We start from the raw sequence: 13308 nt of genomic DNA, 5'->3' as shown, positions 1-13308 counted from the left end.
GTCCAATTCTATGCGACTGACTGCCCTACCCGCATTCGCGGACAACTACATCTGGGCGCTGGTCGCCGACGACGGCCGCGCGATCGTGGTCGACCCCGGCCAGGCGGCCCCCGTGGTGGCCGCCGCAGCGCAGCAGAACTGGCGCCCGCACACGATCCTGCTCACTCACCACCACGACGACCACATCGGCGGCGTGGCGGAGCTGCAGGCCCGGTTTGCGGGGCTGGAGGTGATCGCCCCACACGATCCGCGCATTCCCGGCGCCACCCGCCGGGTAGGGGAAGGTGAACGCATTCAGGCACTGGGGCTCGAGATCGACGTAGTATCCGTGCCCGGACACACCCGGACGCACATCGCATTTCACAGCGCTGAACATCTTTTCAGCGGAGATGCGTTGTTCAGCCTGGGCTGTGGCCGGATGTTCGAAGGTACGCCACCCCAGCTTCTGGCTTCCCTGCACAAGCTGGCGTCCCTGCCGCCGCACCTGTTGTTGTGCTGCGGCCATGAATACACCGTGTCAAATGCCGTCTTCGCGCGGCATGTCGACCCCGCCAACGCCGCGCTCGCGCGACGCCATGAGGAGGCACTGGCCATGCGCCGCGATGAACGCCCTACGCTGCCCGTTACGTTGGCAAGCGAGCTGGAATGCAACCCGTTCCTGCGAACCGATACCCCCGCTGTCCGCGCTGCCGTCAGCCAGCACCTCGGTCGTCCCGTCACCGATGAAGTCGATGTCCTGGCAGGTCTGCGGGGCTGGAAAGACGGATTCCGAACATGAGTCGGCGATGGTTGCCGCTCGCGGCAGGCCTGGCGATCGCCATCGCCGGCACCGCGGGCGCCCAGTCGTTGAGTGCGGGGATGTCGCAAAACGTGGCCGGTTTGTCGCAGTTGCCGCTGGACGGTACTGCCCTGCCCCCCGCTTCGGTCCGCAATGGCCAGGACATCTTCGCCAGTTTCCGCGATGGCCTGGCCGAACCGACCTGCGACGTCGAGGCCACCAGCCCACGCTGGCAGAAGCAGTTCGCCCATGCGCCCTCGCGCCTGGCCAACCAGGATGACGATGCACTGGTGCTGTTCGGCTATGTGGTCGAAGAGCTGCGCGCTGCCAACCTGCCCACTGAGTTCGCGCTGATTCCGTTCGTGGAAAGCGGCTACCGGCCCAACGCGCGCAATGGGGCCGGCCCGGCTGGCCTGTGGCAGTTCATCGCCTCCACCGCCAGGAACCACCGCGTGCAGATGACCAGCGGCTACGACGGCCGGCTCTCGGCGGCCGATTCCACCCAGGCCGCAGTGCGCTACCTCAAGACCCTGCACGGGATGTTCGGCGGCGACTGGCGCCTGGCCACCATGGCCTACAACGCTGGCGAGTACCGCGTGCTGCAGTCGCTGCGCAAGGCCGGCATGAACGCGCAGAACGCGCGCCCTGCCGAGCTGCCGGGGCTGTCGCCGGTGACCTATGCCTACGTGGAGAAGCTGCACGCGCTGGCCTGTGTGCTGGAAAACGCTGAAACCACGCCGGCGGTGATGGCATCGCTTGACCGCACCGTGCCGGTGCTGAAGGGCCACACCCTGCCAGCCGGCACCAGCGTGCAGCAGTGGGCCGTACAGCGCTCGCTGGACCCGGCGCGCATCGCCCGGCTCAATCCGGCCCTGGCCAGCGGCAAGGGCCGCCCCAGCGGCCAGGTGACCGTGCTGGCCCCGGCCACCCACGCGCCGGTGGACCCTTCGGTGATGCTGGCCCAGGCTGAGGCGCCCGTGTCGGACACGGTCAGCCCGCGTACGCAGACCCAGGTCGCCAGCCGCGCCGTTGCCAGCGCGGACCGCCCCAAGGCGCGCCGCCACACTGTACGCAACGGCGAGTCTGCGTGGACGATTGCCAAGCGCTACGGGATGCCACTCAAGGCGCTGCTGTCGCTGAACAACCTCAGCGGCAGCAGCGTGCTCAAGCCCGGTGCGGTGTTGCGCGTCGAGGATTGAGGCGGACAAGGCGCAACAAAAAAAAGGCCCGGCATTGCCGGGCCTTTTTCGTAAGCGGACGCCAGCCAACCCTTACAGGTTGGCTTCTTCGACCTGCACCTTGTAGTGCTTGCGCATGGCCTGGATGAAGGCCTTGGCCGAGGCCATGCCGTCTACCTGGTCCAGCTGGTCCTTGAACTGCTGCTTCTGCTCGGCCGGGACATCAGCCAGGTTCGGCGGGGTCACCTTGTTGACCGCGAACACCACGTAGCGGTCCTGCACGGCGACCTTGCCATAGCTCGGCTTGCCTTCGGCCGGGGCCGGGGCGGCGAACACGGCGCGGTTGATCTCCGGGGTCGGCACCGGCTGGGTGCGCGGCAGGCCCGGCAGCGGGCTGAGCTGCAGCTTCTCTTCGGCGGCCAGCGCCTGCAGGGTCTGCCCGGCGTTGAGCTTGGCCAGCAGCGCATCAGCGGCCTTGGCCGAGACCTGGCGGTTGCGGTCGGCGCGGATCGCGGCGATCACGCCGTCGCGGGCCTTGTCCAGCGGCAATGCCTGTTCCGGGCTGTGGTCGGTCACGCGGATCATCACGCTGTGGTCGGGCGTGATCGCGATCGGGTCGCTCACGGTGCCGTCCTGCACCAGCACATCGGAGAACGCCGCGCGCAGCACTGCCGGGTTGGCGGCAATGCCACTGGCGGTGTCGCGGGTGAACGGGCCGAGGGTCTGCACCTTCAGCTTCAGCGCATCGGCCGCGCCCTGCAGCGAGGTCGGGTTCTTGTAGACCTGGTCGACCAGGCGGCCGCTCAGTTCGGAGAACGCGCCTTCGTTGTCGGCCTTGAGCTGTTCGGCGGCGAGCTGGTCGCGGACCTCCTCGAACGGACGCTGCTGGCCACCACGGACCTCGCGCAGCTGCAGCACGTGGTAGCCGAACTCGGTCTTGACCGGTGCGCTCACCTCGCCTGCCTTCATGCCAAACAGCGCGTCTTCGAACGGCTTGACCATGGAATCGCGTTCCACCCAGCCCAGGTCACCACCGGTGGCCTTGGAGCCGGTGTCGTCCGAGTTGGCCTTGGCCAGCGCGGCGAAATCCGCACCCGGCGCCTTGGCCTGCGTTGCCAGTGCGGCGGCCTTTTGTTCAGCGGCCTTGAGCTTGGCCGGTTCGCTGCCATCGGCGGCGATCAGGATGTGCGATGCAAGACGGGCTTCGGGCGTGGAGAAGCGCGCCTTCTCGTCGGCGTAGCGCTTGCGCAGGGTGGCTTCATCGGCGGCGGCCGCCGGCGGCAGCGCGGCCGCGTTGATTTCCACGAACTCCAGCGACACGGTTTCCGGCTGACGGAAATCCTTCGGGTGGCTGTCGTACCACTGCTTGATCTGTGCGTCGGTCACTTCTGCCGTATCGGCCGGCAGCTCCGGCAGCGCGGCGATTTCCACGTCACGCGTTTCGCCCAGCAGCTTCATCAGCCGCTCGGCCTCCACGCTGGTGACAAAACCCGATTCCTGCAGCGCCTGCGGAATGATCGACTGCTGCAGGCTCTCGCGCACCAGCGTTTCGAACTGCGCCGGGGTGCGCGGTGGGTTGCCGGTGGTCAGCGCCAGGCGGTACTGGTCCTGGTTGAACTTGCCATCGGGGCCGATGAAGCCCGGGATGGAGGCGATGGTTTCGCGCACGGCGGCGTCGCCGATGACGATGCCGGACTGTTCGCCGGCCAGGCGCACGACCTTCTCATCGATCATCTGGTCGAGCACGGCGCGCTTGTTCTCGGCGCTTTCGAATTGGCGCGGGTCGAAGTTCTCGCCCTGCTGCTGGCGGGCCTGCTGGCGCGCCTGCTCGAAACGGGTACGGAATTCTTCCGCACTGATTTCATGGTGCTGCCAGAGGAAGGACATCGGCCACCACGACGGCGCCGAGCGCCACCAGGTCGGCGGCGCTGCCACCTTGGCCACGTTCTGCGCGCCGACACCACCCAGGTAGCTGGAGTCGATCACGAACAGGAACGGAATCATCAGCAGCCCCAGGATCACGGTAACGATCCAGCCCGAGGTCTTGTCGCGAAGTTTCTGCAGCATGGGAGAAATCAAGGCCCGATTGGCGAATCCGGCAGTGTACCCCGCTTCGCGCCACTCCCCAACAGGGGCGCCCGGCACCCGGGCATCGCAGCAAAAAGAAAAGCCCCTGGTTTGCACCAGGGGCCTTCAAGAATTGGCGGAGCGGACGGGACTCGAACCCGCGACCTCCGGCGTGACAGGCCAGCATTCTAACCAGCTGAACTACCGCTCCGCGCTTGAAACTTTGCAGGCGCTCATTATATCCGAAGATATTCAGAAAACCCACCCCGAAGTACTGCTTTTCGAGGATTTTTTGTAACTGGCGGAGCGGACGGGACTCGAACCCGCGACCTCCGGCGTGACAGGCCAGCATTCTAACCAGCTGAACTACCGCTCCGCGTTTATTTTTTCGAAGTCGGCCGACAGTCGACTAACAGTCGACTCTACAAACGACTCTACAACTTCATTACAGAAAACAAGGCCCCCGATTGCTCAGGGGCCTCGTTGAAACTGGCGGAGCGGACGGGACTCGAACCCGCGACCTCCGGCGTGACAGGCCAGCATTCTAACCAGCTGAACTACCGCTCCACATTTCAAACTTTTACTGGCGGTGCATGGTGGGTGCTGAGGGTTTCGAACCCCCGACCCTCTCCGTGTAAAGGAGACGCTCTACCGCTGAGCTAAGCACCCCAGCAAGCCGCTTAGTTTACGGCATCCTTCAGGGCTTTGCCAGCCTTGAACGACGGATTCTTCGACGCAGCGATCTTGATGGTGTCGCCGGTCTTCGGGTTGCGGCCGGTACGGGCGGCGCGGTCGCGCACCTGGAACGTACCGAAGCCCACCAGGGTCACCGCATCACCGCCCTTCAGGGCCTTGGTGACAGCAGCGATGACGGCATCGACAGCGCGTTGCGACTCGGCCTTGGTCAGGTCAGCGGATTCGGCAACGGCGTCGATCAATTCGGTCTTGTTCATTCTGTACAGCTCCTTTGGCGGGGATTCCGCATGTTCGACAGTGAAGCATCCGGCCCGCTACGTGGCCGGACGCCAGTGAAGTTCTCGATTCGCACCCGTCAGCGTCTGCTGACTTGCGAGTGGTGCTTTTATACCAGCGCACCCCTACCCGCGCAAGCTGAAAAGCCAATAACGACGCGGGTTTCGGGCATTTCCCATGCGCGCGTCAGTGCTTGACGCGCGTTGTGGATGCTGTCTTGCTCTTGCCCCGCACTGTGACGCGTTGCCCATCCTTCTTTGGCTTGGGCGCGGTCAGCGGCGTTTCCAGGGCCAGGTCCAGCACCTCTTCAATCCACTTCACCGGAATGATCTTCAGGTCGCGGGTGACGTTGGCCGGAATGTCAGCCAGGTCCTTGCGGTTCTCTTCGGGGATGATCACGGTGGTGATGCCACCGCGCAGCGCCGCCAGCAGTTTTTCCTTCAGGCCACCGATGGCGGTGACGCGACCACGCAGGGTGATCTCGCCGGTCATCGCCACTTCGGCGCGGATCGGCACCTTGGTCAGCATCGACACCAACGAGGTGACCATCGCGATGCCGGCGCTGGGGCCGTCCTTCGGGGTGGCGCCATCGGGCACGTGCACGTGCACGTCATGCTTCTGCAGGAACTCGGCATCGATGCCCAGCCGCTCGGCGCGCGAACGCACCACCGACAGCGCGGCCGAGGCCGATTCCTTCATCACGTTGCCCAACTGGCCGGTCAGGATCAGCGCGCCCTTGCCCGGGACCAGGGTGGATTCGATCTGCAGCAGGTCGCCGCCCACTTCGGTCCAGGCCAGGCCGGTGACCAGGCCGATCTCGTTCTGCTCCTCGGCGCGGCCGAAGTCGAAGCGGCGCACGCCCAGGTACTTCTCCAGGTTCCGGCCGTTGACCACCACCAGTGCCTTCTTCTTCGCCGCGGCCTTCTTGCCGGCCTTGGCCGGCTTGGCCAGCACCGCCGGACCGCCCAGCGCGATTTCCTTCACCACCTTGCGGCAGATCTTGGCGACTTCGCGCTCGAGGTTGCGCACGCCCGATTCGCGGGTGTAGTAACGCACCACGTCCTGGATGGCGTCGGCCTCGATTTCCAGCTCCTCCGGCTTCAGGCCGTTGGCCTTGAGCTGCTTGGGCACCAGGTAGCGCATGGCGATGTTGAGCTTCTCATCCTCGGTGTAGCCGGGGATGCGGATCACTTCCATGCGGTCCAGCAGCGGGCCGGGGATGTTGAGCGAGTTCGAGGTCGCCACGAACATCACTTCGGACAGGTCCAGGTCCACTTCCAGGTAGTGGTCGTTGAAGGCGTTGTTCTGTTCCGGGTCGAGCACTTCCAGCAGCGCCGAAGACGGGTCGCCACGGAAGTCCATCGACATCTTGTCGATCTCGTCCAGCACGAACAGCGCGTTCCTGCTGCCCACCTTGTTGAGGTTCTGCACGATGCGGCCCGGCATGGAGCCGACGTAGGTGCGACGGTGGCCACGGATCTCGGCCTCGTCGCGCACGCCGCCCAGGCTCATGCGCACGAACTTGCGGTTGGTGGCCTTGGCGATGGACTGCCCCAGCGAGGTCTTGCCCACGCCCGGCGGCCCCACCAGGCACAGGATCGGGCCCTTCATCTGCTTCACGCGCGACTGCACCGCCAGGTATTCCAGGATGCGGTCCTTGACCTTGTCCAGGCCGAAGTGGTCGGCATCCAGGGTGTCCTGGGCAACCTTGAGGTCCTTGCGCACCTTGGTGCGCTTCTTCCACGGCACGCCCAGCAGCCAATCCAGGTAATTGCGCACCACGGCCGCTTCGGCCGACATCGGCGACATCTGCTTGAGCTTGTTGAGCTCGGCCTTGGCCTTGGCTTCCACCGGCTTGGGCATGCCCGCTTCGGCGATCTTGCGCGCCAGCTCTTCCAGCTCGCCCGGCGCATCGTCGAGGTCGCCCAGTTCCTTCTGGATGGCCTTCATCTGCTCGTTGAGGTAGTACTCGCGCTGGCTCTTTTCCATCTGCGACTTGACCCGGCCGCGGATGCGCTTCTCCATCTGCTGCACGTCGATCTCGCCGTCGACCAGGCCCACCAGCATTTCCAGGCGGTCACCGACCTGCAGGGTTTCCAGCAGGCGCTGCTTGTCGGCCAGGCGCACGCTGATGTGCGCGGCGATGGTATCGGCCAGGCGCGCCGGTTCATCGATGCCGGCCAGGGTCTGCAGCAGCTCCGGCGGCAGCTTGCGGTTGGTCTTGACGTACTGTTCGAACAGCGACATCAGCGAACGGGCGATGGCCTCGACCTCACGCGGCTCGCGCGCGTCGTCCGATTCGATTTCCTCGGCCACGCCGTGCAGCGAACCGTCGCGCTCGGTGACCTGGGTGACGTTGACGCGCGACAGGCCTTCCACCAGCACCTTGATGGTGCCGTCGGGCAGCTTCAGCAGCTGCAGCACCTGGGCCAGGGTGCCGACCTGGTAGAGATCGGCGGCGGTGGGGTCGTCGGTCTCGGCCGACTTCTGCGCCAGCAGCAGGATGCGCTTGTCCGCCTCCATCGCCTGCTCCAGCGCATGCATGGATTTGTCGCGGCCGACGAACAGCGGAATGACCATGTGCGGGAACACCACCACGTCGCGCAGCGGCAGTACCGGCAGGTCGAGAGTCTCAGTTGGGGAACGGGCCATGTGGGCTCCAGTTGAGCAGTGGGGATGGCCTCCGGGCAGCGTCACCCGGATACAAAAAAGCCGATGGCCCCGTTATGGGGCCATCGGCGTCCAGATGCAAGATGCTCTGAAAAAGGTCCATCAATTCAAATGCTTGATGGATTATTCAGCGCCAGCGGCCTTCTGTTCAGGAGCCGGCGGGGTCTGGTAGATCAGGTACGGCTCGGACTTGTGTTCGATCACCGATTCGTCCACCACCACCTTGCTGACGTTTTCTGCCGAAGGCAGGTCGTACATGGTGTCCAGCAGGACCGATTCGACGATGGTACGCAGGCCACGGGCACCGGTCTTGCGCTTGAGCGCCTTGCGGGCAATGGCCGACAGGGCGTCCGGCCGGAACTCCAGCTCCACGTGCTCCATCTCGAACAGCTTCTTGAACTGCTTGGTGATGGCGTTCTTCGGCTCGGTCAGGATCCTGACCAGGGCCGCTTCGTCCAGCTCTTCCAGGGTCGCCACGACCGGCAGGCGGCCGACGAATTCCGGGATCAGGCCGAACTTGATCAGGTCTTCCGGCTCGACTTCGGCCAGCACCTTGCCCACTTCCTGCTTGCGCTCGGAGCTCTTGACCTTGGCACCGAACCCGATGCCGCCCGAATCGTTGGAGCGGGCCTGGATCACCTTGTCCAGCCCGGCGAACGCGCCGCCGCAGATGAACAGGATGTTCTTGGTGTCCACCTGCAGGAATTCCTGCTGCGGGTGCTTGCGACCGCCCTGCGGCGGAACGCTGGCCACGGTGCCTTCGATCAGCTTCAGCAGCGCCTGCTGCACGCCTTCGCCGGACACGTCACGGGTGATCGACGGGTTCTCGCTCTTGCGCGAGATCTTGTCGATTTCATCGATGTAGACGATGCCCTGCTGCGCCTTTTCGACGTCGTAATCGCACTTCTGCAGCAGCTTCTGGATGATGTTTTCCACGTCCTCGCCCACGTAACCGGCTTCGGTCAGCGTGGTGGCGTCGGCCATGGTGAACGGCACGTTGAGCAGGCGGGCCAGGGTTTCGGCCAGCAGGGTCTTGCCCGAACCGGTCGGACCGACCAGCAGGATGTTGGACTTGGCCAGTTCGACTTCGTCGTTCTTCTGGCGACTCTCGATGCGCTTGTAATGGTTGTACACGGCCACGGCCAGCGTGCGCTTGGCCCGGTTCTGGCCAATCACGTACTGATCCAGGACTTCGAGGATCTCGCGCGGCTTGGGCAGCGAACTGCGCGCCGACTGCGCCTTTTCCTCGAGCTCTTCACGGATGATGTCGTTGCACAGCTCCACGCATTCATCGCAGATGAACACGCTCGGCCCAGCAATCAGCTTGCGCACCTCGTGCTGGCTCTTTCCGCAGAAGGAGCAGTAGAGGATCTTGCCGGTTTCCGTGGAACGACCTTGGCGGTCTTCGCTCATGCTTCGCTTACCCAGTTACCCCACCCGCTGAACGGGGGTTCGATTCGAGAATAGCACAGGGTCGGGAGGACGCCAGTCCAGCCCGACCCTGCGGAAACAGGCCGGTTTCCCGGCCTGGCGGCACATCAGGCCGGGGTGATCGACTCTTCCGGACGGCGCTCGAGCACCTGGTCGACCAGGCCGTAAGCCACCGCATCGGCCGCGCTCTTGAAGTTGTCGCGCTCGGTATCGCGCGCGATGGTCTCCAGCGACTGGCCGGTGTGCTTGGCCAGCACTTCGTTCAGGCGCGAACGCAGGGTCAGGATCTCACGGGCGTGGATGTCGATATCCGTGGCCTGGCCCTGGAAACCGCCCAGCGGCTGGTGGATCATCACGCGCGAATTCGGCAGCGCGTAACGCTTGCCGGCGGCGCCGGAGGCCAGCAGCAGCGCGCCCATCGAGGCGGCCTGGCCGACGCAGATGGTGCTCACGTCCGGCTTGATGTACTGCATGGTGTCGTAGATCGCCATTCCGGCGGTGACCACGCCACCGGGCGAGTTGATGTAGATGCTGATGTCCTTTTCCGGATTGTCCGCTTCCAGGAACAGCAGCTGCGCCACCACCACGTTGGCCATGTGATCGTCGATCGGGCCCACGAGGAAGATCAGGCGCTCCTTCAACAGGCGCGAATAGATGTCATAGGCGCGCTCGCCGCGGCTGGTCTGTTCGACCACCATCGGAACCATGTTCAGGGCTGTGGTTCGGTTGTCCATTGTGAGGCACCTATTTTGGGGGGAACGACCCCGCGCCGGGGCGCGGGGCGTAAAACGCGGGCCGCTTACTGGCGGATCGCGTCCTGGAACGACAACTGCTCTTCCGTGTGCTGGGCGCGCTCGGCGATCCAGTCGATCACCTGCTCTTCCATCACGCGGTTCTGCAGCCCACTCATCAGCTGGGGGTCGTTGCGGTACATCTCAATGACCTGCTCCGGCTCTTCATAGGTCGAGGCGATCAGGCGCATGGTTTCGTTCAGGCGCTTGGGGTCCAGGCGCAGGTCGTTGCGGCGGGCCACTTCACCGACCAGCAGGCCAACCAGCACGCGCTTGGCGGCCGCGTCCTTGAAGCCTTCATGGGCGTCGGCCGGGATTTCGCCCGGGTTGCGGCCGCTGCGGCGGATCTGCTCGACCTGCTGGGCCAGCATGGCGCGGGCTTCGTTGTCGACCAGGCGCGGCGGCATTTCGACCGAGGCGTAGGCGGCAATCAGCTGCTCGCCCACTTCACGGCGCAGGCGGTTCATCAGGGCGCCCTTGAGCTCGCGCTCCAGGTTGGCGCGGATGTCCTTGCGGAACTGCTCCACGTCGCCGCCCTTCACGCCGAAGCTCTTGATGAACTCGGCATCCACCTCCGGCAGCACCGGCGCGGACACGTCCACCGCCTTGACGGTGACCTTGACCTGCTTGCCAGCCAGCGCCGGCACGCGCCAGTCGGCCGGGAACTCGACGTCCAGGGTCTTTTCTTCACCCTTGGCCAGGCCGACCAGGCCCTGTTCGATCTGCTCGAACATCATGCCCTGGCCCACCACCACGCTGCCCTTTTCGGTGCCTTCTGCCGGCAGGCGCTCATCGCCGGCCTGCGACCAGGTTTCCAGCGCCACCAGGTCGCCCTCCTGGGCGCCACGATCCACCGGGCTCCAGCTGCGGCGCTGTTCGCGCAGGTTGGTGATCATCTGGTCGATGTCGGCGTCGTTGATCTCGGCGGTGTGGCGCACGACGGTCAGCTTGCTGACGTCGACGTCGCCGAAGTCCGGCACCAGCTCGACGGTGGCCACGAAGGAGAACTCACCTGCGTCGCCCTTGTCGATGCGCGGCGCGCCGGCAATGCGCAGTTCGTGCTCGCGGATGGCGGCATCGAAGGTCTCACGCAGCAGGCCGTCAACGGCTTCGCTGCGAACCTGCTGGCCGAAGCGCTGCTCGATCACCTTGGCCGGCACCTTGCCCGGGCGGAAGCCCTTGATGCGCGCGGTGCGGGCGATTTCGCCCAGGCGGCCGCTGATGTGGGTCTGCAGGCGGTCTTCCGGCAGCGAGAAGGTCAGGCGGCGTTCCAGATTGCCGGTGGATTCGATCGAAGCTTGCATGTTGACTCCTGCCAACCGGTGGCGACGCCCCCGGCACGATGTGATTGGATGAAACGGGTTGAGAACGCGGGGTCGTGGACGCGCCTGCCCGCCGCAGCCCTGTAGTTTGGCCGATAACGGCCAGCGCCGCCAGCAGGGTGCCGGGAACGTCATTCCGGGGCGTGTTCAGGGGAGTCCCCTGCCCTGTCAGCTGGTGCGAAAGGGGGGACTCGAACCCCCACGCCTTGCGGCACTGGAACCTAAATCCAGGGCGTCTACCAATTCCGCCACTTTCGCGCTGGTGCGCATTGTACGTGAAGACCGGAAGCAGGTCGCCGGTAGGGACACGCCATGCGTGTTCGCGCGATACCGGATCGCGCGCAAGAAAAAAGCCACCCGGCGGACCGGATGGCTTTCGTCTTGGTGGGCTGTCAAGGATTCGAACCTTGGACCTATTGATTAAGAGTCAACTGCTCTACCAACTGAGCTAACAGCCCGAAAATCGGGAGGCGAATTATGACGCAATGCCGCACGGGGGTGCAAGGGGTTTTTGCAGGCAATGTTCAGGCGCGGGCGATGGGGCGGGCGCCGCGTAGCGACACGCCGTGCGTGTCCGCGCCATACCGGATCGCAGGCAAGAAAAAAGCCGCCTGGCAAACCAGGCGGCTTCTGTCTTGGTGGGCTGTCAAGGATTCGAACCTTGGACCTATTGATTAAGAGTCAACTGCTCTACCAACTGAGCTAACAGCCCTGAAATCCCAGGCGCATAGTGTAGCGTTTGCGCCTTTTTTTGCAACCCCGATCCACTTCCGGTGAAACGGGCACTTCAAATCAGTGGGGTGGCTGAGGGGATTCGAACCCCCGACCACCGGAATCACAATCCGGTACTCTAACCAACTGAGCTACAGCCACCACTGAAACCTGTTTATTCGTTTGAAACATCCTGACGCTTGCACCGATGGTGCGCCCGACAGGAATCGAACCTGTAACCGCCGGCTTAGAAGGCCGGTGCTCTATCCAGTTGAGCTACGGGCGCCCGGACCGGATTGTCGCATTCCCATCCCGTTTTGAGCAGCGGGATGTGGTCGGGGTAGAGGGATTCGAACCCCCGACATCCTGCTCCCAAAGCAGGCGCGCTACCAGACTGCGCTATACCCCGGTGGTTTGATCCCTCGAGGTTCCCCCCGAAAGAGTCGGCTATTGTGGGAATCGGCGAGGCATCTGTCAACGGTTTTCACAAGGTTTTTCACATTCGTGATCGGGCGCTATGCTTTCTGCAGCGGCCGGACGGCCCTACCCCTACCCTTCAAGGAGATTGGCAATGCGCAGCGGCAATCCCGCACTTTCGGAGTCGACGTTCCTCGACCTGGCCAGCGGCTCGGTGGTGACCTCGCCCGACCAGGTGATGACCATCAACGGCACGGTCAACAAGACCGGCATCCTGCTGTTGCTGACCGTGCTCACTGCTGCCTTCGCCTGGAGCCAGACCATCGGCGCCGACGGCCAGATCGCCCCGGGCGCGATGATCTATGCCATCGGCGGCGCCATCGGCGGGCTGGTCCTGGCCCTGGTGACGGTGTTCAAGAAGGAATGGTCACCGGTCACCGCGCCGATGTACGCGCTGGTGGAAGGTTTCTTCCTGGGCGCGATCTCGGCGGTGTTCGAAGCGCGCTTCCCGGGCATCGTGTTCCAGGCCGTGCTGCTCACCTTCGGCACCCTGTTCGCCCTGCTGGCGGCCTACCGCAGCGGCCTGATCAAGGTCACTGAGAACTTCAAGCTGGGCGTGGTGGCAGCCACTGGCGGCATCGCGCTGCTGTACCTGGCCTCGTTCGTGCTCAGCTTCTTCAACATCAACGTGCCGGTGATCCATGAAGCCAGCTGGCTCGGCATCGCCTTCAGCCTGTTCGTGGTGGTGGTGGCCGCGCTGAACCTGGTGCTGGACTTCGACTTCATCGAAACCGGCGCCGCCGCGCGCGCACCGAAGTACATGGAGTGGTACGGCGCGTTCGGCCTGATGGTCACCCTGGTGTGGCTGTATGTGGAATTCCTGCGGCTGCTGTCGAAGTTGCAGCAGCGTTGAGGCGTAGCATCAACGCGGGTAGAGCCGACTGTTAGTCGGCTGCTGTTCGACCGCACGT

Annotated in this window: 9 protein-coding genes and 10 tRNA genes; 3 read left to right on the top strand and 16 right to left on the bottom strand. The window is 64.6% G+C overall.

Annotation, left to right across the window (positions count from 1 at the left end; translation table 11 throughout):
• The first annotated feature begins 10 nt into the window (after positions 1 to 10).
• Together gloB and BAY15_RS05185 are read left to right on the top strand one after the other, a co-directional pair.
• On the top strand, positions 11 to 778 hold the full coding sequence (gene gloB / locus BAY15_RS05190) for a hydroxyacylglutathione hydrolase (protein ID WP_068849584.1): 768 nt from the start codon (positions 11 to 13) through the stop codon (positions 776 to 778).
• Positions 775 to 1977 carry a lytic transglycosylase domain-containing protein gene (locus tag BAY15_RS05185; RefSeq protein ID WP_068849582.1) on the top strand — a complete coding sequence of 401 codons (1203 nt, stop codon included), beginning with the start codon at positions 775 to 777 and terminating at the stop codon, positions 1975 to 1977. The genes gloB and BAY15_RS05185 overlap by 4 nt, the downstream gene beginning before the upstream one ends.
• A 72-nt stretch (positions 1978 to 2049) precedes the next feature.
• Here the strand turns inward: BAY15_RS05185 and BAY15_RS05180 are convergent, their stop codons facing one another.
• The 16 genes from BAY15_RS05180 to BAY15_RS05105 all read right to left on the bottom strand — a co-directional run bounded on the left by BAY15_RS05180 (position 2050) and on the right by BAY15_RS05105 (position 12329).
• The gene (locus BAY15_RS05180; RefSeq protein WP_068849580.1) at positions 2050 to 4023 is read right to left on the bottom strand and encodes a peptidyl-prolyl cis-trans isomerase; all 1974 of its coding nucleotides are present in this window, start codon (positions 4021 to 4023) and stop codon (positions 2050 to 2052) included.
• A gap of 134 nt (positions 4024 to 4157) precedes the next feature.
• Positions 4158 to 4234: transfer RNA gene (locus tag BAY15_RS05175), tRNA-Asp, on the bottom strand.
• A gap of 88 nt (positions 4235 to 4322) precedes the next feature.
• Positions 4323 to 4399: transfer RNA gene (locus tag BAY15_RS05170), tRNA-Asp, on the bottom strand.
• Positions 4400 to 4513: 114 nt separating this feature from the next.
• Positions 4514 to 4590: transfer RNA gene (locus BAY15_RS05165), tRNA-Asp, on the bottom strand.
• 27 nt (positions 4591 to 4617) lie between these two features.
• Positions 4618 to 4692: transfer RNA gene (locus BAY15_RS05160), tRNA-Val, on the bottom strand.
• An 11-nt stretch (positions 4693 to 4703) separates the two neighbouring features.
• Entirely contained in the window at positions 4704 to 4976 is a 273-nt protein-coding gene (locus BAY15_RS05155) for an HU family DNA-binding protein (protein WP_068849578.1), read from the bottom strand.
• A 205-nt stretch (positions 4977 to 5181) separates the two neighbouring features.
• Positions 5182 to 7647, bottom strand: coding sequence for an endopeptidase La (gene lon, locus BAY15_RS05150; protein ID WP_068849576.1), 2466 nt, complete (start codon positions 7645 to 7647; stop codon positions 5182 to 5184).
• A gap of 141 nt (positions 7648 to 7788) precedes the next feature.
• On the bottom strand, positions 7789 to 9078 hold the full coding sequence (gene clpX, locus BAY15_RS05145; RefSeq protein ID WP_068849575.1) for an ATP-dependent Clp protease ATP-binding subunit ClpX: 1290 nt from the start codon (positions 9076 to 9078) through the stop codon (positions 7789 to 7791).
• 125 nt (positions 9079 to 9203) lie between these two features.
• On the bottom strand, positions 9204 to 9830 hold the full coding sequence (clpP, locus tag BAY15_RS05140) for an ATP-dependent Clp endopeptidase proteolytic subunit ClpP (protein ID WP_038690153.1): 627 nt from the start codon (positions 9828 to 9830) through the stop codon (positions 9204 to 9206).
• 65 nt (positions 9831 to 9895) lie between these two features.
• Positions 9896 to 11191 (bottom strand): trigger factor, encoded by a 1296-nt coding sequence (gene tig, locus BAY15_RS05135; protein ID WP_068849573.1) that lies wholly within the window; start codon positions 11189 to 11191, stop codon positions 9896 to 9898.
• A 191-nt stretch (positions 11192 to 11382) separates the two neighbouring features.
• Positions 11383 to 11467: transfer RNA gene (locus tag BAY15_RS05130), tRNA-Leu, on the bottom strand.
• A 124-nt stretch (positions 11468 to 11591) separates the two neighbouring features.
• Positions 11592 to 11667 (bottom strand) — tRNA-Lys (locus BAY15_RS05125).
• Between the two features lie 178 nt (positions 11668 to 11845).
• Positions 11846 to 11921: transfer RNA gene (locus BAY15_RS05120), tRNA-Lys, on the bottom strand.
• 84 nt (positions 11922 to 12005) lie between these two features.
• Positions 12006 to 12082 (bottom strand) — tRNA-His (locus tag BAY15_RS05115).
• Positions 12083 to 12129: 47 nt separating this feature from the next.
• Positions 12130 to 12206: transfer RNA gene (locus BAY15_RS05110), tRNA-Arg, on the bottom strand.
• Positions 12207 to 12252: 46 nt separating this feature from the next.
• Positions 12253 to 12329 (bottom strand) — tRNA-Pro (locus BAY15_RS05105).
• A gap of 162 nt (positions 12330 to 12491) precedes the next feature.
• Here BAY15_RS05105 and BAY15_RS05100 point away from each other — a divergent pair.
• The gene (locus BAY15_RS05100) at positions 12492 to 13250 is read left to right on the top strand and encodes a Bax inhibitor-1/YccA family protein (RefSeq protein ID WP_068849571.1); all 759 of its coding nucleotides are present in this window, start codon (positions 12492 to 12494) and stop codon (positions 13248 to 13250) included.
• The last annotated feature ends 58 nt before the right edge of the window (positions 13251 to 13308 follow it).

Source organism: Stenotrophomonas rhizophila (assembly GCF_001704155.1).
Lineage (GTDB): Bacteria > Pseudomonadota > Gammaproteobacteria > Xanthomonadales > Xanthomonadaceae > Stenotrophomonas > Stenotrophomonas rhizophila_A.
Note: the sequence above shows the minus strand (reverse complement) of the source record. Positions and strands in the feature narration are given on the sequence as shown.